Here is a 21,748-nt window from a genome sequence, read left to right on the forward strand (position 1 = left end):
GAGAGAGACAACATGCAGTGGATGGGTTTGGGCAACTTGTGGTTTGCGCTGATAATCCCGGCCATCATCGTCCTTTACCTGCTCAAGCGAAAAGTAGAGGATCGTGTCATACCTAGTACACTCCTGTGGCAGCGCACGTTGCAAAACTGGGAAGCGGTGAAACCGTGGGAAAGGCTGCGGCGCAACCTGTTGTTGCTGCTGCAACTGCTCGCTGCCTGCTTGCTCGTGCTGGCCTTGATCCGACCGGCCGTGCCCACTGAGGGAATCACATCGGACCATACGATTTTGGTCGTGGATACATCAGGGAGCATGATGGCGAAGGAAGGAAACGAGACGCGGCTGGAACGAGCCGTTTCACAGGCAAAAGCACTCGTAGAGAAGCTTGGAAGCGGACAGACGATGACCCTCATTGAGGCAGGGCGTGAGCCAAATGTTTTAGTTTCCAAAAGTGCAGACAAAGAGCCGCTCTTGCAAGCCATCGAAAAGCTTGCGCCTTTTTCCGGGACATCCGATCAAATCGCAGCCTTGTCTTTGGCAGGAGCCATTGCAGAGAATGAACCAGGTAGTGGAGTGGTTTGGATGGGGGACGGAAGCGGGGAACGCAAGCTGAATGGAGCAGTCCCTGCTTTTTCTGGGAGCTTTCAGTTCATGCAGATGGGAAGCACCCGGGAGAATACGTCAATCGGTGTTTTTGTGACCCAACCTACGGAAAAAGGGGTAGAGGGACTGCTGCGGGTGGACAATCACGGCAGTATGCCTGCAAAAGGAAAAGTCACGGTTTTTGATGAGCAAGACAAGTTGCTGGATACCGATTCTTTTGCGATTGGGGCAGGCAGCTCCCAGACATTTTCGTTTCAGAAGCTGGTGGTGTCTAGCGTCTATCGTGCAGTCATCGAACCGGAGCAGGACGGACTTTCCCAGGATAATGTCATGTGGAGTGTTCCATTCGCTGCCGGGAAAGGAAAAGCAGCGTTGTATTCGCCAGAGGGGAACCGCTTTCTCCATCAAGTATTGCAAACAGTCGGGAGTCTTGAGGTGGAAACAATTCAGCAGGCACCGGATGCTGCGGCTGATGCGCGTGACTTGTGGGTTTTTGACGGGGTCGTGCCAGACCAGCTACCAAAAGGAAACCTTTTGTTGATTGCTCCGAACAAGAAAACAGAGTGGTTGCCGCTTGCCGGAGAAAAAGAGCTAGATCAACAGCCAAGGCCAGTTTCCCCGGATGATCCGCTGCTCAAGCACGTAGATTGGCGAGATGTGCACATCGCCAAAGGATACGCATTGGACGAGATGCCTGGTATGAAGCCATTGGTACGCGCAGGCGATGTCGATCTGGTCAGAGCCGGGATCATAGACGGTCGACGAATAGTCATTATCGGATTTGATTTGCATGCATCGGACTTCCCGCTGCGTCCTGCTTTTCCGATTTTCATGCAAAATGTCGTCAACTGGCTGTCACCTGGTCAGACAGCCCCAATCCCTACGGCACATCCGGGAGAAGTCTTGACCCTCCCACTCTCACCGGGAGCGACAGCACGTACCTTGACGTATCCGAATGGACATCAGCAGTCTCTTACGGAGGACGCCACGTCCAAAACGATGCAGCTACCGGAGCTGACCGGATTGTATCGCCTTGATGAAGAGGTAGATACAGGCACCAAAAGTACGTATTTTCCTGTCCAAATGAATGAGGAAGAATCGAACATTACACCAAAGTCCTTGAGCGTTGCTCGGAAGAATGCCGAAGAGCAAAAGGAGAGTGAGGAAGCAACAGCGACTGACACAACAGGAGCACTGGGAACGAAGGAGCTGACCTATTGGTTGGCAGCTTTTGCACTCTTGGTGTTATTGGTGGAATGGAGGGTGTATCAGCGTGGGTATTAACTTTATACAGCCGCTATTCCTGTTGCTATTGCTTCCTGTTACGTATGTCATCATCAGCTGGTGGCGACATCAAAAGCAAATGCCAATAGGCAGAAAGGCAACAATTGCTACTATTCGTTCGTTCTTGTTCCTCCTTCTGGTTTTGGCGTTGGCAGGGACACAACTGCTGACACCTGTTCAGGCGAAAACGATTGTGTTTGTTGTCGATCGATCGGCTTCCATGAAGGACGATCCGCGAGTTCTTTCCTTTTTGCGGGAGGCGATCGGTCAAAAGCAGGCAGCGGATAAGTATGCTGTCATTGCAATAGGTGCAGAGGCGGCGGTCGATCAACCGATGACGACACGCCAAGAGGTACAGCCATTGGGCGTGGATGTCAACCGGAATGCAACCAATTTGGCAGAGGGAATCCGATTGGCGTCTGCCATGATTCCTACCAATGCCAGAGGAAAAGTCGTTTTGCTAACAGATGGTCTGGAAACAAGCGGAGATGCGGCACGGCAGACGAGACTGGCAAGGGAGCGAGGAATCGCTGTAGAGGCTGTTTCCTTGCAGCAGCCAAACGGGGATGAGGTCGTCCTTACATCTGTACAGGTGCCACAAAGACTGTATGCGGGAGAGGAATACGGCATCACCGTTGATGTGGAGAGTACGATAACGACCGAGGCTATCCTTCGCCTGTATGAAGGCAATCGCGAGGCTGGTCAGCAAACGGTACAGATTGGCAAAGGCAACAATCGCTTCGTTTTTTCGCAAAAAGCGATGCAACAGGGTTTCCATCGCTATCGTGTGGAAATCGAGCCGCGACAAGATACCGTAGCGGCGAACAATCAGGCAACAGCCTATACGCAGGTAGCCGGGGCACCAGTTGTACTCGTAGCCGAAGGGCATCCAGGTGCCGCCAGCAACCTCATTCAAGCGCTGGAAGCAGGCAATATCAAGGTAGAGCTACGCGATCTCGCACTGCTGCCAAAGGAGCTTGAGGGCTACAAGCAATTTGCCTCCATTGTACTGGCAGATGTGCCCGCTACGAGCATGACTGATGCGGATATGGAACGCATGCGGACTGCTGTGCGTGATTTGGGCATTGGTTTGATCATGACAGGCGGTAAAGATAGCTTTGGTATGGGTGGCTGGTTCCAGACACCAATCGAAGAGGCATTACCTGTTCACATGGATTTAAAAGGGAAGGAACAGCTCCCTTCGCTCGGACTTCAGCTGGTCATCGACAAGTCGGGCAGTATGAGCTCTGATGCCAGAGGTGCGGATAAGATGGCACTGGCTAGGGAAGCCGCGATACGAGCGACAACCATGATGAATGCACAGGACTACATCGGGGTGATCGCATTTGACGATACACCATGGGATGTCGTAGCTCCACAATCTGTCACGAAGCTGGATGAAATCCAACAGCAGATCAGCAGAATTCAAGCGGATGGTGGGACCGATATTTTCCCTGCCTTAGAGCTGGGCTACGAACGTGTAAAGGCGATGAACACACAGCGCAAGCACGTGATCTTGCTCACAGATGGGCAGTCTGCACTCGACGACGATTACGAGGGCCTGCTCCAACAAATGACGGCTGAAAATATTACTGTTTCAACAGTGGCGCTGGGAGATGACTCAGATAGGGGGCTGCTGGAGATGATTGCCGAGTTAGGAAAAGGCAGATACTATTTTGCAAATGATGCCGAATCCATCCCAAAAATCTTCAGTAAAGAAACAGCCTTAGCCAGCCGCACGTTTATTGTGGAGAAGCCTCAAGTACCAGGCTATACGGGCTTGGGAGCTTGGCCGACGCTGAAGCAAGCATTGCCTCCGGTGCGTGCGTATATCGCAACAACACCGAAGCAAACAGCCGAATCATCCTTGATGAGTGCTGACGATGATCCGATTCTCTCCCGCTGGCAGTACGGTCTGGGGCGTTCTGTCGCCTGGACGAGTGATCTGGAAGGGAAGTGGTCACCGGACTGGGTGGCTTGGGGAGGAAACAGCCGTCTGTGGAACGAAATCGTGGCATGGACTTTCCCGCAAATTACAGAAGGCGCTTGGAAGACGACCACGAGCGTGAACGGCGCCAAAGGCAATGTGAAGGTAACGATGCCAGCTGGTAAAAGCATGCCTCAAGAGATGGAGGCAGTCGTTCTCAATCAAGAGATGAAGCGAGAAGTCATCAAGCTTAAGCCGGTTGCTCCCGGTGTTATGGAGGGTGAATTCGAGACGGCTGATCCGGGCACTTACATGATTCAAATCTCACAAAAAAATCGAGGCCAAGTCACGGCGAGCCAAACGACAGGCTTGACCGTTTCCTATTCACCGGAATACGGAATACATGCCGATGGTGAGAAGCGTCTTCAAGAGTGGCTAAGTGCTGGTGGAGGGAATCAGATCATCAAGCCGGAAGAAGCTTTTGGTGGCACGCTTCCCGATAAATGGGACACACAGTCAATCAGTGAGTGGTTACTGATGTTGGCGGCGTTGCTGCTGCCGATCGATATCGCCGTTCGTCGTCTGCAGTTGCCGGATCAATGGTGGGCAAGGCTATCCAGTCTATGGAGATTGCGCAAGTCCCCGTCTGCCGATTCTGAACAACAGGCAGTATTGTCTCGCCTCGGCGAGAAACGCTCTGCAACAAGACGGACACGCGAAGAGCGGACAGATGACCAGAAAGTCGTATCTGCTCCCCTTATTCATCCGGTAGGAACGGCTGGAAATCGGGTGAAGCCAGCGGCAGTCAAGACCGAGCAGGCAAAAGAGAAACAAGAGAAGCAAACACAGCCTGACGAAGCGCTAAACAGACTATTGGCGGCCAAGAACCGGAAAAAGTCTCGGTAATAGATAAAACAGAAAACAGCAGCCTGGCGAAAGAATCGCTACGGACTGCTGTTTTCTTTTTGGAGATGCTCTTCATACACGAGCGGGACTGCGATACCAAAAGCAGTTTCATCTTTAGGAAGGTTCTCTTTCATCGATACACTAGGATTATTCGCGCGGAAAGCAACTTCATAGGTTTCACCCGGCGCGATCTGGAGAGTGTCCGTCCACCATGGACTTCCTGTAACCTTTTTGCCGTCCCGGCTCAAGATGAGCATGTGATGGCCGTGCAGATACAGCGATTGATCTTGGAAGCTGCGGTTGACGAAGGTTAGCTTTATGAGATCGCCCTCTTCAAGCATCATCCGGGTATCAGGAAGCAAGTCGCCATTTACAGTCGACAATCGCTCGAATTTACCGTCATAAAAACCATACTGACTATCAATGAGCAGTTGATATTCCCGATCAAAATGGGAAGAGAGATCAAAAGGAAGGGCAGTCGGACTACCGTAACGTGCAGGGTCAAAGACGGAAAGCTCTGCGTTTAAGAAGGGTACAGCATCTTTGGACCCGTCTGGACTTAAGAGCAGCCCCTTGTCATGCTGGTTGGCAGCTGGAGCAAATAGCACGGGACGATTCGGCATCGTAAACTGAATGTCGTATCGACCGCCTCCACCCGGTTGCAAGGCTTGATTGGCAATTAAATTCGGTTCGTTTACCTCGGTTCCGTCTATCGCTACTACCTGAAAAGGAGTTCCTTGCAGCAAATAGGTGACAGGAGCATTTTCTGCGTTTATAAAGCGCAGGCGAACCGTTGTGCCAGGAGTAACTGTTTCGATTTTCTGCGTATCTGAGCCGTTTAACGTCGCGCCTGCCTTTTCATCTTTGTGATGAATCATGGCGATTTCGCGGATGGGTTTGCCTGTAGTCGTAGCATCGGCTGCCTCGATCACAAGTGCACCGAATAAACCGTTCACTACTTGCCCAGGAATTTGCTGATGAGAATGGTACCAATACGTTCCTGTTTGTTCTGCACGAAAACGCAACACAGATTTTTCTCCTTTTGCAAGGCGATCATTGCTAGCGGGAGTCTGCATGCCATGCCAGTGGATGTCTATCCCTTCGGATATATCCTTGTTCAGCAGGGTGATTTCGACGAGCTCACCTCGCTTCATACGCATCTCAGGTCCTGGATATTGTCCGTTCAGGGTCCATGCTTCTACGGTTTTGCCTGATGCCTGACGGATGGTTGTTTTCTGTGCGTTCAGCGAAAACGTTCGATCAGGGTTTTCTTGGTTTGATTTTGTTGATACATCGATACTTCTAGGTTTCTCTGTGGAAGGCATCGAATAGGCACTTGCCCTTACAGGGAAAACGAAATCGGGGAGAGCGTGATCGTCCTGATTCTGAGCTCCCAAGGATGGATGGTCGGGAAGGCGGCTCGCTATCATCGCTTGATTTCCCCAGATCGTTGCCAGTAAAGCGGTCATCAGGAACAACACGGCAAAACGGATGAAGCGGAGTAGACGGCGCGGTTTTACCCAGTTTTCCGCAGTGGAGTGGTATTGATGCTGCCAGGATTGCTGAATCCAAAGCAGGGAGACCCCAGCTAATAATACACCCCAAGCAAGAAATAAAATGGACGGTTCCAACGTAACAGCAGGAAAAAAGACTTGAAGGAAAAGTGCAATTAGACAACCCAAGACGGTAGCTTGCAACGGAACGAGCAATTCGGGGCAAGATGCGTCTCCTCGCCACTCTGCATCTAACGTGTCGTTTAGGTCAGGGGAGTTTGCTTTTACAGGTCGAACATTTTTCTCTTGTAACAAAATTCGGGTATAATCCGTATCTACTTGTGACTGTCTCGAATCTCTGCCTCCTTTTCCGGCCAACTCCCACAGTCGTGGGAAAGTAGAGAGCAGGCAGAAAAGCAATGGAACAAAAATAAAAGGTAAAAAGCCAAGCAGCTTATCCTTTATGTAAAGCCAGCCAAAGGATTCAAACAAAACCCACGTCATCACCAAATGCCCTGCAAAGACAAAAAGGGCCGACCATAAAAAACATAAAGTGATGCGAGCACTGCTTATGAAAGCCCGTTTCGTCGGACGGAAGACGAGCTGGTTTGCCATGATTGTAGGGACCAGCATGACGATGAGAAGGACCAGAAACAATCCTTGATGAATCCCGGCAAGCACTTCAAAATCAGCCATGATCAGTTCCTCCTGTTTACTAGTTCGATACTAATGATATAGAGAAACGGCCGAGGACCAAACGTACTGGGGCAGTATTTTCACTCCGCCTTAAGTCGGAGAAGTATATTGGAGAGGGGGCTTTTACTCATGTCCTTTGATTTTGTACAAACGTAACAACGCTCCCGAGCTCCTCCTGCCTCGTCTGGTTTGGACGCGAACAGACTGATATAAACGAGAGGAGAAGCAGACATGGAAAAGAAGGATTGGATCAAAAGCTTTCAAGAGGAAGTAGAGGCACCATTCGCTGGGTGGGATTTTGCCAGATTGACTGCGACAGGCAGGATGCAGGATGCACCACTTGGCTGGAACTATGTAAACCTCGTGAAAAAGAACATGCATGGGATCAGCTCTATGCTGGAAATGGGAACAGGTGGTGGAGAACTGTTTTCTACGCTTGCGCCGTTCCCTTTGGAAACGTATGCGACAGAAGGCTATGAGCCGAATGTAGCGGTGGCAAAAGCCAATCTGGAGCCCCTGGGTGTTCGTGTGTTTCCGGTAGACGGGGAAGAAATATTGCCTTTTGAGGATCAGTCACTTGACTTGATTATCAATCGACATGAAGCTTATTTGCCTTCTGAAATAAAGCGTCTGTTGAAGCCAGGGGGCACATTTGTTACCCAGCAAGTAGGCGGTCAAGACAATCTCGAGCTGAATCGCTTGCTGGACGCTCCCATTCCGCCAGGTTACTTGCACTGGAATCTAGCCTATGCAGTGAACGAACTGGAGGAAGGTGGTCTTACGATTGTGGAGCAAAGAGAGGAAGTGAGCTTTTCGCGTTTTTACGACATAGGTGCCATTGTTTACTACCTGAAGGCTATCGAGTGGCAGATTCGCGACTTTACTGTAGAAAAGTACGCTAAAGCCTTGCTCGATCTGCACCAAAAAATCGAAGCGGCTGGTTATATCGATATTCCTACCCATCGCTTTCTCGTGATTGCCCAACAAAAGTCCTAATTAAATCACTACCGATTGTCGATAAGACTGGTAGGGAGTGTTTAGGAAAAGCACCCTTTTTGGGTGCTTTTTTTATCGAGTAACACCGTGTGAGAACAGCAATGCTGATCCTTTTACGAAAAGGCAAACCCTCCCGCAACAAAGCGTCCGCTCCTGGGTGGTCCGCATTACACATATCGAAACCGGCGAAGGAGAAGTGAAACAGGATGAGTAAGAGCTTGGCAACACGGGTCGTTGCTCTTGTAGCAGTGATCATTGCCGTCATGATGGCAATCAATATTATCATGATTTACGAAAACAGCGTAGCTACTGTTGAAAAAACACTCTCGCGCTCAAGCATCAACACGGCATTGCATATCTCCCAAGGGCTTGACTCAGAGAAGATAGCGAAATTTATATCTCAGCCAAAAGAATCTGACGACTACTGGTCGATCCGAAATACGTTGCTTGAGTACACGCAAAAAACCGGTGCCCTTTATGTTTATATTCTTCATACAGACGGTGAAAAGGTAAAGATTATGGTGGATGGAATGGCGAAGGGAGCAGAGGGAGCATCAGCAATCGGTCAAGAGACGTCCTCTACCGGCATGGCTGATATCGCTCCTGTTTTGGCAGGCGGATCGAACAGTACGCCAATTGTCAAAGACCCTGTGTACGGGGACTACCTGAGTGCATTCGCACCGATTGAAGATCCATCTGGTCAAGTGATTGCTGTGCTAGGTGTAGATACTGCGGCAGACAAAGTGGAGCAGATTAATGATCAGGTTTTAGATGAAACCATGCCACGGATCATCATCGCTATGATCGTCGTAACGATTATTGCTTTGGTTGCTGTATTCTTCTTGATCAAAAAGATGCTACGTCCACTGCAGGTTGTACAAGAAGCGTCTATGCGTATTGCTTCTGGTGATCTCACGTCTACCGAGATTTCCGTTTCCAACAAAAAAGACGAGATTGGCCGAATTGTCGTTGCTTTTGGTGAGATGACGGCTCAGCTGCGTCAAATCATCGGCGGAGTAAAAGAGACTACGGAGCATATCGACACCATGGCGAATTCCATTCGGGAAGGTGCCAACTCTGTCCGCGAGCAAAACAAAAATATCGTGGTCACCAGCCAAGAGATTGCCCAAGGGAATGAGCAGACAGCAACTGCGATGGAGATGACGGTGCAAACGGTGCAAGAATTCTTGAGCGAGCTGTCTGAATTAAATACGGCGATTGACGAGATGGATGCAGTATCCAATCGCGTGTCTGATATCGGAGAGAGTAGCTATAAGGTATTGCAAGAGTTTTTGGCAGATGGAACAGAGACGAACAAACAATTTCATGAAGTGCAAAATACAATGGCGATTCTCGAAGAAAAATCGAGCCGAATTAACGACGTGATTGAAACAATTCAGCAGATCGCTGGACAAACCAATCTGTTGGCGTTGAATGCAGCCATCGAGAGTGCGCGTGCTGGCGAAGCAGGCAGAGGCTTCGCTGTGGTAGCGGGAGAAGTTCGCAAGCTGGCTGAACAGACAGGTGCGGCAACTCATGTTATTCAGGAGAGCATCAAAGACATTCAAGATCAGGTAAGACAAGCTACGGAAAAGACAAATGCGACGCTGGATCGCTACAATGCGGGTACTGAGCGTTTGGATTCCGTTACACAAGGCATTACGGCGCTGTCTGACATGACGCATACCTTGAAGACGTCGCTTGCGAATGTTATGGCAAGTGTAGAGACGATGAAGCAAGGTCAGAACAAGGTGAATGAATCCGTGTTGACGGTTACTGCCATCTCGGAACAAACAGCAGCAGCCACCGAAGAGGTATCTGCTACGATGCATGAGGTTAGTGGAAACGTTGATCAGTTCGTGTCTGAAACGGAGCAGGTGACAGACAGCATTCAAGAGCTGCGCAGCAAGGTGGATACGTTCCGACTGTAGATGGATTACTTTATCAATAAATAAAAAACAGCTCTTCTACTGGCAGGATGTTGCCAAGAAGAGCTGTTTTTTTGTAGCTGTAGTGGAGGGAAGAAGCGCATTTCCAGTCTACGCTTCGGCCTCCGCCTCGCAAGGGGGGAAGACTGTCCGCTCCGGTCTGAATGGCGGGAGCCGCTTCAAAAGTAGAAGTTTCGATGAGGAATTCGCAGAGTTGAAGCTAAAATCACTCCCTCCATTCAGCCCTCCGCTTTGTCGGGCTCCAGAGGCGCTTGGACTGGAAATGCGCTTCTTCCACGCGGCTTTTCATGTAACGGCAAGCTTACACTACAAAATTCCAATGAGCACAAGAACTACACCTTGCACACCCAATAGCACCATGCGCAGCCAGCTAAAAGCCTGTCTCATCTGCCCATCCCGAATCGGAAAGATTGCATATCCGTTGCGCTTTTGCTGATGTCGCCAGAGGCTGCTGATCTGGCTGGCAGTCATGAAGAGAAAGAGCAGACCGGCAATGATTTTCGCATATGGGCTGGGCAATATGAGAACGACGAAGGCTGACAGCAGGAGCAGTCTGAAATAAGTGCCCGCAAAGTCACCAGAGCGAATAAATTTTTTGGTAAACAAATGATGTCCTGCTATTGATTGACGGTAAGGCAGCAGCTTCGTCAAGGTAATGAGCCACGAGCGTGATTTCACTTGGTGCTGCATGGCAGGGACATCCCGGAAGTTGTTCACGAACTGATAAAAGCGGTGACGCAAGCCGCTTTCGATGGCCAGCAGGCGATACCATTGTAGAGAATGTCTTTTCTTATAAGTCAACATTCGCGAATGGAGCCAGATCAAGAGCGCAGCGCAGATCAGAACACCAAATGGGACATTACCCAAGCGCAAGAATTGGCCTTCACTCAATACCCAGGCAAGGAGGATGTACGAAAAGACAAATCGAGCGAGTGTATAGGATCCGATCTTCTGCTGATCTGGCAAACGTAAGAACGTCCAATTGCTGTAAATATTCCAGCCCTTCAAGAGCAGGGGAATGCACCAGTATACCCACAGCTGCACACCTTGTGCGCCTACGACCCCTGTATACATAGGCATGAGCAGGAGCAGGACGATAAACACCACCATGCCCTGAATGGCAAAATTGTAAATGAGCGCCTTTCGGAAATAGCGATCCAGTCTTACTTCATGCGGAGTCAAAAAAAGCAAATCTGCTTCCAGCAAAAACGTGCGTAGGGGGCTTCTCACCACGACGATTGCAATCACGAGCGCCATCGCATACGGCAAAGGGAACCAGGCTGGAATCATCGCGATGATGCTGCGGTAGTAGAAGGCGAGCAACCCCATCAAAAAGATCCCAACAAACGCTAAACCGCCATTCGCCATGTACTGGGCATACCGAATGAATTCTACGGAAAAGGCATGGAACCGTTTGCGAAATAATTGATCAACGTCTATTTTCACTGGCCGTCATCCTCTACGATATGTAAGTATATGTCGTCCAAAGAGCTATCTGGGAGCCCTGTCATACGCCGAAGCTCCTCAAGCGTTCCTTGGGCTTTGATCTCGCCTTTATGCAAAATGATGAATCGGTCACAATGCTTTTCGGCAGTCGCCAAAATATGTGTGGACATCAAAATGCCAGCCCCTTGCTCCTTGCAACGGTTCAACCACGTGAGAAGAGAACGAATCCCCAGCGGGTCCAGACCCAGGATCGGTTCATCTACGATGTACAGAGGCGGTTGTACGAGCAACGCCATCATGATCATGAGCTTTTGTCGCATCCCTTTGGAAAACTGCTGAGGAAATCGATCTTTCATTTCCTCCATGCGGAATTCTTTTAAGAGAGGACGTGCTCGTTCATAAAAAACTTCCCGGTCCAACCCGTGGCTCATGGCCATTAACTCGATATGCTCCCACAGCGTAAGCTCTTCGTAATAAATGGGGGACTCAGGAATATACCCGTATGACAAGCGATAGTTTTCCGGATCAGATTGAAAAGTCTTCCCCGCAATGCTGATTTCACCTGCGATGGGTTCCAAGAGTCCTAGAATATGCTTGATTGTCGTACTTTTGCCTGCGCCATTCAGCCCGATTAGGGCCACAATTTCTTTTTCGCGTATGTGAAAGGAGACATCTTTAATTACAGCGTGGTTGTAAGAGTACCCACCCGTTACCCCTTTTACCTCCAACAAGGTTGTCATGGTATCCTCCTTTATGGATAAACGGTTTTGTCCCCGTTTATTTGAGAGAAATGCTAGATAGTCTTCCTTCTATTTTAGCTGAATTCAGGATTTGGAAATACATTTGTTTGCCGCCTTTTTTACACGAGACTGAACAGAGAGGGATAACCGTACAGGCAATGCTCCTCACCGATACATAAACAAGTAGTATAAAGGACGGACGGGGGAGGTGGAATCTATGACAGCAGGACCGTATGAAAATCAGAAAGATATAGATCAGCATATCCAACGTATCTATTTGAAATTAGACAAATTCGAAGAACGAATCGATCAGCTTGAGGGACAAATGTTAGTCGTCACGAAGTGGTTGGAACGAATTGAACATCGATTGGGACGCATGGAGGATGTGCGTTACGATGTACTGCAAGTTTTGAACAAGCTGCAGACTGAATTAGAAACGAAAGCAGAGAAGACGGAAAAAGACAAAGATATTATCCTGCAATTGCTGTCTAATGAAAATCGGGACAAGGAAGCACTTGCTCAGTTTATGGAAGTAGAAAAAGACAGGAAACAAGAACGCTTTCTACAGGTTTGGGCAGTTTTAGGTCCTGTTATCGCCTCCGTTCTCTCCTCTTTTTTTACCCGATTTTTTATGTAGCGCATAATATGTTTAAAATGTGGAAAAGTTGTGTAATGCGCTTTCCATTTTTCTACCATAACTTCTTTCTATACTTGGAGGGCAGATTATAGAAAGAGAGGATATCCAAGTGAAGAAGTTTGATATTTCCATGCTTACGGTTGCCATATTAGTAACAGGGTTAGCTGTTTTAGGTTTTTATCAATCATGGGCAAAAGGCAATGACCCTGTATTGGTAACAGCTGGCGATACCTCGATTACACAAAATCAGCTTTACGGTGAAATGAAGAAAACGTACGGAAAACAAACGATACATGAACTTGTTGCGGAAGCGTTAATCAAGCAGGAAGCCAAGGCGCAAAACGTCGCGGTGACGCAAGAAGATATGAATAAAGAGATTGATTCGATGAAAAAACAGGTAGGTTCACCTGAGGCATTCCAAAACTACTTGAAGAGTATGGGAATGACTGAGGCCCAACTGCGGGATAAGTTGAACGTGCTCATGACACGGGATAAGTTGTTGGATAAAGCATTCCCGGTTACCGAGGAGCAAATCAAAACCTACTATGATACAAATAAAGCACAGCTGGGTTCACCAGCACCTGAGTTTGATAAAGTCAAAGATCAGATCAAGATGATGCTGACTGACCAAAATCGCAGTCAGAACTACGGTACCTGGTTAAATACGCTTCAGGATAAACACAAAGTAGAATGGAACGACCCTTCCTTTGACGATCCATCAGTGCCAGGTGAAGAACAAATACCTGCTCCATAAGTAGAACTTATACCCAAAGACCTTGTCCTCTTTCATGAGTGCGAGGTCTTTTTCTGTGATAACGGTCATGAACGTTTTGTTTAGCAATGGGGGCAATCGGAGAAACTGTGTTCATAATAGCCGATGTGAGGAGCAATCCGAATGGCTCAGATTGGTTGCAGCCTAGACGACAACGTTCACTATATAAAAGAATCGCTCGGATACAGCAATGACATTGTGATTCGAGAGGTAGTCCTACATAACCTAGAACCCGTTCGGGCAGCTGTCGTGTATGCGGATGGCATGGTTGATTCGTATCTGGTACAAGCCGTCTTAATCGACAGTCTCTTATACAAAATGCGCTTGAAGGAATGGGAAGGGATACGCGAGGACGAGTTCGTTCCCTTTTTAAAAGAATCGATCTTGACCGTAGGGGATATGGGGGATTTACACGATTTTCCCACCTTGTTTACAGCATTGCTGTCTGGGTGTGTCATCATTCTCGTGGATGGCTGCTCGCAAGGAATTCATATTGGTTTGCAGGAGTGGAAGGATAGAGGAGTCACCGAGCCGTCATCACAAACTGTCATTCGTGGTCCACGGGAGAGCTTCACGGAGACACTTCGCACCAATATTACGCTGCTGCGGAGACGGATTTCCAGTGAAAAGCTATGGATTGAAATCAACAGAATCGGCGAGGAAACCAAGACAGAAGTCGCGGTTGTGTATATGAAAGGGATTGTTGAAGAAGATGTGGTAGAAGAAGTGCGTAATAGACTGGATCGAATCAGCATCGATGGCATCATGGAAAGCGGAATGATTGAGGAGCTGATCCAGGACGAAGCCTACACACCTTTCCCCACCATCTCTAACTCGGAGCGCCCGGATGTAGTGGCAGCGAATCTATTAGAGGGACGCGTAGCGATTCTTGTAGATGGGACTCCTTTTGTTTTGACCGTGCCCTCTCTTTTTGTTGAGTTTTTCCATTCTGCGGAAGACTACTATCAGCGCTTTGATTTTAGTACGTTGATTCGCATGCTGCGCTTCGCCTGTTTTTTTATAGCGTTGCTGGCCCCCTCTCTCTATATCGCCATTACGACCTTCCACCAAGAGATGCTCCCGACACAGCTTCTGATCAGCTTGGCGGCACAGCGAGAAGGAGTGCCCTTTCCAGCCTTTATTGAGGCGATCATGATGGAAGTGGCTTTTGAGATATTGCGAGAGGCCGGAATCCGCATGCCGCGTGCAGTAGGTCAAGCCATTTCCATCGTGGGAACACTGGTCATCGGACAAGCAGCGGTGGAAGCCGGGATTGTTTCGGCAGCGATGGTCATTGTGGTCTCGATTACCGCGATCTCCAGCTTTATTTTCCCAGCGAGCAACATGTCGATTACCGTGAGGATTCTTCGTTTTCCACTGATGGTGTTGGCTGCTTCTTTTGGTATATACGGAATTATTGTAGGGATGCTAGCCTTGGTGCTGCATTTATGCAGTTTGCGCTCGTTTGGCGTACCGTATATGGAATCATTTGCTCCGTTTTCCTTGAAAGAGCAAAGAGACACGATTTTTCGCTTGCCACGCTGGGCCTTGGACAAACGTCCTCAATCGATTACCAAAAACAATTTGCGACGCCAATCTAAAGGGATAAAGCCATTACCACCGCAAAAGTAAGAGACTTTCCACAGCATGTAAAGGAGTGGGCACCAGTGAAAGGGATAAAAGTTCTTCTCTGCATCGTGCTCGTTATTATCCTAGCTGGTTGTTGGGATCGAAAAGAACTGAACGATTTGGCGATTGCGGTCGGGATTGGTATTGATAAAGTGCAAACAGGCTATCAAGTTTCGGTTCAAGTAGTCGACCCTGCAGAGGTCGCGGCCAACAAGGGGAAGCCTGGACGTGCACCTGTTACTCTCTTTACGATGAACGCTCCGACGATTTTTGAGGCTGTGCGGAAAATGACCACGATCTCTCCTCGGAAAATTTATATGGCCCACACGCGGATGCTCATATTTGGCGAGGAGGTCGCGAGGGAAGGGATCGCTCCTGTCATCGATTTTGTCTCGCGTGACCATGAGTTTCGGACTGACTTTTATATTGCCATCGCTAGAGGAACGACGGCACGCAACATCCTGAGAGTGATCACACCGCTTGAACAAATCCCTTCTACAGAAATGTTTGCTTCTTTAGAGACATCCTCCAAAGTATGGGCGCCTACCGCAGCCGTTACGATGGATCAATTGATTACTGACTTTACCAGCAAAGGGAAAGAAGCCGTTTTGACAGGCGTGCGACTAACCGGACCTGCAAGTGAGGGGGACCAACGAAATAACGTCGAGCAAATAGATACCCCCGTGCTTCTTCAATACACGACATTGGCTACTTTCCGGGGAGACAAGATGATTAACTGGCTTAGTGAAGCGGACAGCAAAGCCTATAGTTACATTACAGGCAAAGTAAAAAGCACGGTTGGAAGTATGCCTTGCAAGGGGGGAGGACTCTTGACGATGGAAGTCATGTACGCCGACGCGAAAATCGAGGCTACCATGAAAAATGGCACGCCTGAAGTCAACGTTCACATCGGTTTGGAAAATGATATTGGCGAAGTGCAATGCAAGCTCGATCTGACAGAGGAGGATACGATCAAGGAGCTGGAAAAAGAGGCAGAAAAATCACTGGAAGCATTGGCGACAAAAGCCATTGCCAATGCCAAGAAAAATGGAGTAGACATATATGGATTCGGAGAAGCGATTCATCGGCAATACCCGAAGGTATGGAAGAAGATAGGGAGCAATTGGGAAAAGGGATTTTCCAAGCTGCCTGTACATGTCAAAGCTGATGTGAAAATCAGACGTTTAGGAACCATCAATAATGCCTTTGAAGAAAGGTGATTGTGTAACAGGGGCAGGGGGAGTTTGTATCTCGACATTTGCTGTCATCGTTATATCCATAATCGTTTGTGCATACGAGCTGCCCCGACTAATTCGGAAGCGGCAGCGTAAAGAGGTCGCTGTCTTTCTCGGGTTGCTCGTCATCAGTGTTGGCTTGTACGCAGGAGCTGAAAAAGGGGTTGTTCCCAATCCTGTTTATTGGGTGGAAATGGTTTACAAGCCCGTATACGACGGCCTCATGACATGGCTGAAGTAAACGAGGGGCATACTGAGTACACCCCCAGTAAAGGAGAGTAAATAGACGTGGACGGTCTTTTGATGAAGCTGCTCGTTAGTCCGTTGTTGGTCGTTTTGGCAGATGCTCTCTTTCCAGAAGTAAATTTCGCTAATCTATATCAGTCTGTCGGAGTCGGATTTGTCTTGGCAATCGCCGGATATTTTTTAGATAGGGCGATCCTTACAGCAGGGAGTCTTTGGCTTACGACCATGTTTGACTTGATTATCGGATTTTTGATCGTTTATGGAAGCATTGTGTTTTTGCCGACGGCTCAAATCGCTGCAATCGGGGCCGGTTTTGTTGCGATATTTTTTGGCGTAGCAGAATATATCCAGCATGTTTGGCTGATACGCACAGGACGAACGGAAAGTGTATAGTTGTTCAACGTGCAAACACACTCCTTGGGGGTGTGTTTTGTTTATGGAAAAACCATTACGATCGCTTTGTCACGATTCGCTCAATCCATGACCACGGAAGCCAATTTTTTGCGGCGATCGTAAGTGCCACGCCTCGGCCAACAGGGTAGCGGAATCGCGGCTTGGGAGTGGTGGCTGCATGGACAATCGTCGAGATGACTGCGTCGGGGGCAGGTGCCTTCTCTATGATTGCTTCTACGTGACGTATCAGTTGCTTCATTTGGGAGGCGTAAGGAGAGTCTTCATCAAGCTGTTGGTCTTGCATTCCTTTCTCCCAGATGGCTGTACGAAAGGAGCCGGGCTCAACAAGGACGACTTGAACCTGAAAGGGTAGCATTTCAAGGCGAAGCGATTCACTGAAGCCTTCGACTGCATGCTTGGATGCGGCATACGGCGAGAGACCGGGGAAACCAAATCGCCCACTAATGCTGCTTACGTTTATAATTCGTCCAGCTTGTTGCTGCCGCATATAAGGCAAGACTGCCCGAGTGACGTCGATCAGCCCAAACACATTTACATCAAACTGCTTGCGCCATTCTTCAGAAGAGATCTCCTCAGCAAAGCCACCCAGCGCGTAGCCAGCATTGTTTATCAACAAATCAATGCGCCCATGTTTTGCAATGATGGAGGTGATCGCCTCCTGAATTTGTTCCGAATTCGTAACATCAAGGGAAATGACTTCCAGATGGTCAAGATCTATATGTAAACTTGCCAATTTGTCAAGTGGGTCTCTTTTTGCTGGATCACGCATAGCAGCAATTACCTGAAAACCGGCCTTGACTAAAGCGATCGATGCATGCTTACCAAAGCCACTTGAGGTACCAGTGACTAGTGCAATTGGTCTTTTTTGCATAGAATTCTCCTTTAAAATGTATAGTATGGTAGAATTTAACTGCAATGTTCACAAAATTGTTCATAAATTTGTTAACAAAATCATAACAAATAGCCTTTGTATTAAGGAAAATTTATGTATACTTAAATGGTTACCACGCTTGGGTAGAAGTGTGCAATACTGCCCCTTACTTTGCTGTTTGTTTTTGGAATGGCTGCTAATACTTTTCACGTTTGGGTATTATAGTTGTGAATGGTATTGTATGCGATTTCTTTAAGCAGATAGAAAAGTACGAAAACTTCTAGTTATAGGCGTGGCTAGAACGTTACCAACACGAAGAAAGAGGGGTTCATTGGTATGAAGGGTTGGCAACAGTATTGGCGTCAGTTTTCCCTGTTTGCTCTGCTGGCGCTAGTGTTAACCGGGTGTGGCAAGGATGAGCTCTCAGCGCTCAAGCCCTCTGGTCCGGTAGCTGCGATGCAGTTTGACCTGATGAAGCTGTCCTCCGCTATCATGATCGGCGTCTTCATTGTCGTTATGGCGATCTTTACGTACGTCCTTATCCGCTATCGTAAGCGTCCCGGACAGCAAGGCATTCCTAAGCAGGTCGAAGGAAATCATGCACTTGAAATTCTTTGGACGGTAATTCCTTTCTTGCTCCTAATCATCATGGCGATTCCGACTGTTACTACTGGTTTCGCACTGCACAAGGAGTACCCGAAAGAGGAAGCAGTTCAAGTAAAGGTTACCGCTCACCAATTCTGGTGGGAATTCGAGTATCCTGATCTTGGAGTAGCGACTGCACAAGACTTGGTATTGCCGGTTGGTAAAAAGGTTCAATTCGTATTATCAGCATCTGATGTTAAGCACGCATTCTGGATTCCTGCATTGGGCGGTAAAATCGATACAAACCCAGGGCAAGAAAACAAAATGTGGCTGCAAGCAGACAAAGCAGGCATTTACTACGGTAAATGTGCAGAGCTCTGTGGAGCCTCCCATGCTTTGATGGACTTCAAGGTAGAAGTAAAGGAACAAGCAGATTTTGACACTTGGGTAGCGAACATGAAGGGCGTTCAGGCAAAAGAACCTGTAACGGCAACTTCTCCACTGGCTGCAGAAGGTCAACAAATCTTTGATAAGAGCTGTTTAGGATGTCACGCTGTGGCAGGTAAAGGCGGTAAGATGGGGCCAAACCTGACTAACTTTGCAGATCGCGAACGTGTAGCAGGTATCAAAGCACATACGCCTGAAAACATTGCAGAGTGGCTGAAAGATCCGCAAAAAATCAAGCCAGGCAACAAAATGCCTAACCTCAACCTCGATGACAACCAAGTGAAAGCACTTGTAGAGTACATGGAGACATTGAGCGTAAGCGAGAAAAAGTAAAGTAAAACCTCATAAAACTTATTGCATTGACAATCGTCATAGGCAGTGACGCTTAAAAAGGAGGTAAACCCGTGTCTGCACATGCTTCTCATGCACCAAATCGCTCGGGGCTGTGGGATTATCTTACGACAGTGGACCATAAGAAGATTGCGATCCTGTATCTGATTGCTGGTGGGATATTCTTCTTGGCCGGTGGTTTGGAAGCCCTGCTGATTCGTTTGCAGTTGATGTACCCAGAGATTGAACTCGTTGGTGCCAAGACTTTTAATGAATTAATTACGATGCACGGCACTACGATGATTTTCTTGGCGGTTATGCCGATCATTTTTGCTTTGATGAACGCGATTGTCCCTCTTCAAATCGGTGCACGCGACGTAGCATTCCCGTTTGTTAACGCTCTCGGATTCTGGCTATTTTTCTTCGGGGGAGTGCTACTGAACACAAGCTGGTTCTTGGGTGGCGCACCTGATGCTGGTTGGACATCGTATACAACCTTGGCTTTGAATCAATACAGTGGCAGAGGCGTAGACTTCTACGTGCTCGGTTTGCAAATTGCCGGTCTCGGAACGCTGATTGGTGGTATTAACTTCCTGGTTACGATCATCAACATGCGTGCTCCAGGTATGACATTCATGCGTATGCCAATGTTCACCTGGACGTCCTTTATTACATCCGGTTTGATCCTCTTCGCATTCCCTGCGATTACGGTTGGTTTGGTTCTGTTGATGTTTGACCGTTTGTTCGGCGGAAACTTTTTTAACCCTGACGCAGGTGGTAACGTTGTTATCTGGGAGCACTTGTTCTGGATCTTCGGTCACCCCGAAGTATACATTTTGATTCTCCCGGCATTCGGTGTCATTTCAGAAGTAGTTTCTACATTCTCAAGAAAGCGTCTGTTTGGTTACAGCTCCATGGTATTTGCAACAGCGCTGATCGGTTTCTTGGGCTTCATGGTGTGGGCTCACCACATGTTCACAACAGGTTTGGGCGCAATTGCCAATACACTGTTTGGACTTGCAACCATGTTGATTGCTGTTCCTACAGGGATCAAAATCTTTAACTGGCTGTTGACCATGTGGGGCGGTCAAATCCGCTTCCCTACCGCAAACCTGTTTGCAGTAGGATTTATCCCAACGTTTACAATCGGTGGTATGACAGGGGTTATGCTTGCGGTTCCGCCGGCTGACTACCAATACCATGACAGTTATTTCGTAGTTGCTCACTTCCACTACGTAATCGTAGGGGGTCTCGTATTCGGTCTCTTCTCTGGTCTTTACTACTGGTGGCCGAAAATGTTCGGTAAAATGCTGAACGAAACAATTGGTAAATGGAACTTCTGGACGTTCTTCATTGGTTTCCACCTTACCTTCTTCCCGCAACACTTCCTGGGTCTGATGGGGATGCCGCGCCGCGTCTTTACATACCTCAAAGATCAGAACCTGGATATGGGGAACTTTATCAGTACGATTGGTGCATTTGGTATGACGATCGGTACCATCCTATTCGTGATCAACGTAGTCGTTGCAGCGAAGAGCTCCAAACGCGCTCCTGCAGATCCGTGGGATGGACGTTCACTCGAATGGGCGATTCCTTCGCCGCCGCCGGAGTACAACTTCGTTCAAACGCCACTCGTTCGCGGTTTGGATGCGTTGTGGGTTGAGAAAATGGCTGGTAACAAAGGCATGACGCCTGCGGAGCCTATTGGCGACATTCACATGCCATCGCCATCGTTCTTGCCATTCCTGATGTCTCTCGGATTGTTCGTGGCAGGCTATGGCTTTATCTACCACAACTATGTGGTTGTAGTCATTGGCGTGCTCTCTACACTGGCTTGCATGTTTACCCGTTCAGTGAAAGACGATCCAGGCTATCACATTCATGAAGATGAACTCGAAGAGAAAGGGGTAAAGGCTTAATGGCTAACCATCACGCACATGCAGTATTGCCTGACGAACCGGAAAAAGCCACCCTTGAAGGTAAGAATAAGGTTCTTGGCTTCTGGCTCTTCCTCGGTGGGGAGACAGTTCTCTTCGGTTCCTTGTTTGCAACATTTATCGCTCTTCGTGATCAAGCAAATGGTGGACCAACGTCTCAAGCGTTGTTTGACATGAATCTCGTTGCAGTGGCCACACTTCTCTTGCTTACCAGCTCGATGACAAGTGTTATGGCTACACTGGCTCTTCACAGGAAAGACCTCAAGAAGATTCAGCTATGGCTGACCATCACAGTAATACTCGGTCTCGGCTTCCTTGCTTTGGAGATTTACGAGTTTGTACACTATGTAAATGAAGGACTGAAAATGTCAACGAGTGCATTTTCATCTGCCTTCTATACATTGGTTGGATTCCACGGAGCTCACGTAGCGTTCGGGATTTGCTGGATCACCCTTTTGCAACTATCTGCGACGAAAAAGGGCCTAACGGTAGTAACTGCGCCGAAGTTCTACCTGGCATGTCTGTACTGGCACTTTATCGACGTTGTATGGGTATTCATCTTTACCGTGGTATATCTCATGGGTATGATCGGTGGAAAGGTGGGATAA

The 21,748-nt window shown here is 48.3% G+C and carries 17 protein-coding genes; 13 read left to right on the forward strand and 4 right to left on the reverse strand.

Annotated features, from left to right (window positions below; translation table 11 throughout):
• Positions 1–12: 12 nt before the first annotated feature.
• Positions 13–1,884, forward strand: a complete 1,872-nt coding sequence (locus HP401_RS21850; protein ID WP_173606541.1) for a vWA domain-containing protein — start codon at positions 13–15, stop codon at positions 1,882–1,884.
• Complete coding sequence (locus HP401_RS21855) at positions 1,874–4,717, forward strand: VWA domain-containing protein (protein WP_173606542.1); 2,844 nt, start codon at positions 1,874–1,876, stop codon at positions 4,715–4,717. The genes HP401_RS21850 and HP401_RS21855 overlap by 11 nt, the downstream gene beginning before the upstream one ends.
• A 38-nt stretch (positions 4,718–4,755) precedes the next feature.
• Here HP401_RS21855 and HP401_RS21860 read toward each other — a convergent pair whose 3' ends face one another.
• Positions 4,756–6,906 carry a multicopper oxidase family protein gene (locus HP401_RS21860; protein ID WP_173606543.1) on the reverse strand — a complete coding sequence of 717 codons (2,151 nt, stop codon included), beginning with the start codon at positions 6,904–6,906 and terminating at the stop codon, positions 4,756–4,758.
• 231 nt (positions 6,907–7,137) lie between these two features.
• Between HP401_RS21860 and HP401_RS21865 the strand changes: the two genes are divergently transcribed.
• The gene (locus HP401_RS21865) at positions 7,138–7,902 is read left to right on the forward strand and encodes a class I SAM-dependent methyltransferase (protein WP_173606544.1); all 765 of its coding nucleotides are present in this window, start codon (positions 7,138–7,140) and stop codon (positions 7,900–7,902) included.
• A 206-nt stretch (positions 7,903–8,108) separates the two neighbouring features.
• On the forward strand, positions 8,109–9,833 hold the full coding sequence (locus tag HP401_RS21870; protein ID WP_173606545.1) for a methyl-accepting chemotaxis protein: 1,725 nt from the start codon (positions 8,109–8,111) through the stop codon (positions 9,831–9,833).
• Positions 9,834–10,157: 324 nt separating this feature from the next.
• Here HP401_RS21870 and HP401_RS21875 read toward each other — a convergent pair whose 3' ends face one another.
• Together HP401_RS21875 and HP401_RS21880 are read right to left on the reverse strand one after the other, a co-directional pair.
• Positions 10,158–11,297 (reverse strand): ABC transporter permease, encoded by a 1,140-nt coding sequence (locus HP401_RS21875; RefSeq protein WP_173606546.1) that lies wholly within the window; start codon positions 11,295–11,297, stop codon positions 10,158–10,160.
• Positions 11,294–12,037 (reverse strand): ABC transporter ATP-binding protein, encoded by a 744-nt coding sequence (locus tag HP401_RS21880; RefSeq protein ID WP_142496931.1) that lies wholly within the window; start codon positions 12,035–12,037, stop codon positions 11,294–11,296. The genes HP401_RS21875 and HP401_RS21880 overlap by 4 nt, the downstream gene beginning before the upstream one ends.
• Positions 12,038–12,254: 217 nt before the next feature.
• Between HP401_RS21880 and HP401_RS21885 the strand changes: the two genes are divergently transcribed.
• The 6 genes from HP401_RS21885 to HP401_RS21910 all read left to right on the forward strand — a co-directional run bounded on the left by HP401_RS21885 (position 12,255) and on the right by HP401_RS21910 (position 16,949).
• A complete protein-coding gene (locus tag HP401_RS21885; RefSeq protein ID WP_015893247.1) occupies positions 12,255–12,674 on the forward strand; it encodes a hypothetical protein in 420 nt (139 codons plus the stop codon).
• A 109-nt stretch (positions 12,675–12,783) separates the two neighbouring features.
• On the forward strand, positions 12,784–13,428 hold the full coding sequence (locus HP401_RS21890; protein WP_015893246.1) for a SurA N-terminal domain-containing protein: 645 nt from the start codon (positions 12,784–12,786) through the stop codon (positions 13,426–13,428).
• A 141-nt stretch (positions 13,429–13,569) separates the two neighbouring features.
• A complete protein-coding gene (locus HP401_RS21895; RefSeq protein WP_173606547.1) occupies positions 13,570–15,078 on the forward strand; it encodes a spore germination protein in 1,509 nt (502 codons plus the stop codon).
• Between the two features lie 35 nt (positions 15,079–15,113).
• Positions 15,114–16,295, forward strand: coding sequence for a Ger(x)C family spore germination protein (locus HP401_RS21900; RefSeq protein WP_173606548.1), 1,182 nt, complete (start codon positions 15,114–15,116; stop codon positions 16,293–16,295).
• Positions 16,276–16,551 (forward strand): hypothetical protein, encoded by a 276-nt coding sequence (locus HP401_RS21905; protein ID WP_217366181.1) that lies wholly within the window; start codon positions 16,276–16,278, stop codon positions 16,549–16,551. The genes HP401_RS21900 and HP401_RS21905 overlap by 20 nt, the downstream gene beginning before the upstream one ends.
• Before the next feature lie 47 nt (positions 16,552–16,598).
• Positions 16,599–16,949, forward strand: a complete 351-nt coding sequence (locus HP401_RS21910; protein ID WP_064201612.1) for a DUF2512 family protein — start codon at positions 16,599–16,601, stop codon at positions 16,947–16,949.
• A 55-nt stretch (positions 16,950–17,004) separates the two neighbouring features.
• Here HP401_RS21910 and HP401_RS21915 read toward each other — a convergent pair whose 3' ends face one another.
• Entirely contained in the window at positions 17,005–17,841 is an 837-nt protein-coding gene (locus tag HP401_RS21915; protein WP_173606549.1) for an oxidoreductase, read from the reverse strand.
• A gap of 336 nt (positions 17,842–18,177) precedes the next feature.
• On the opposite strand from HP401_RS21915, the gene coxB reads away from it, so the two are divergent.
• The 3 genes from coxB (at position 18,178) to HP401_RS21930 (ending at position 21,748) form a co-directional block, all read left to right on the forward strand.
• A complete protein-coding gene (gene coxB / locus HP401_RS21920) occupies positions 18,178–19,206 on the forward strand; it encodes a cytochrome c oxidase subunit II (RefSeq protein ID WP_016741454.1) in 1,029 nt (342 codons plus the stop codon).
• A 71-nt stretch (positions 19,207–19,277) separates the two neighbouring features.
• Positions 19,278–21,122: a cytochrome c oxidase subunit I gene (gene ctaD, locus HP401_RS21925; RefSeq protein WP_173606550.1), complete on the forward strand. Its 1,845-nt coding sequence runs from the start codon at positions 19,278–19,280 to the stop codon at positions 21,120–21,122.
• The gene (locus tag HP401_RS21930) at positions 21,122–21,748 is read left to right on the forward strand and encodes a cytochrome c oxidase subunit 3 (RefSeq protein WP_015893239.1); all 627 of its coding nucleotides are present in this window, start codon (positions 21,122–21,124) and stop codon (positions 21,746–21,748) included. Before ctaD ends, HP401_RS21930 begins: the two co-directional genes overlap by 1 nt.

The organism is Brevibacillus sp. HB2.2, assembly GCF_013284275.1.
Taxonomy (GTDB): domain Bacteria; phylum Bacillota; class Bacilli; order Brevibacillales; family Brevibacillaceae; genus Brevibacillus; species Brevibacillus brevis_D.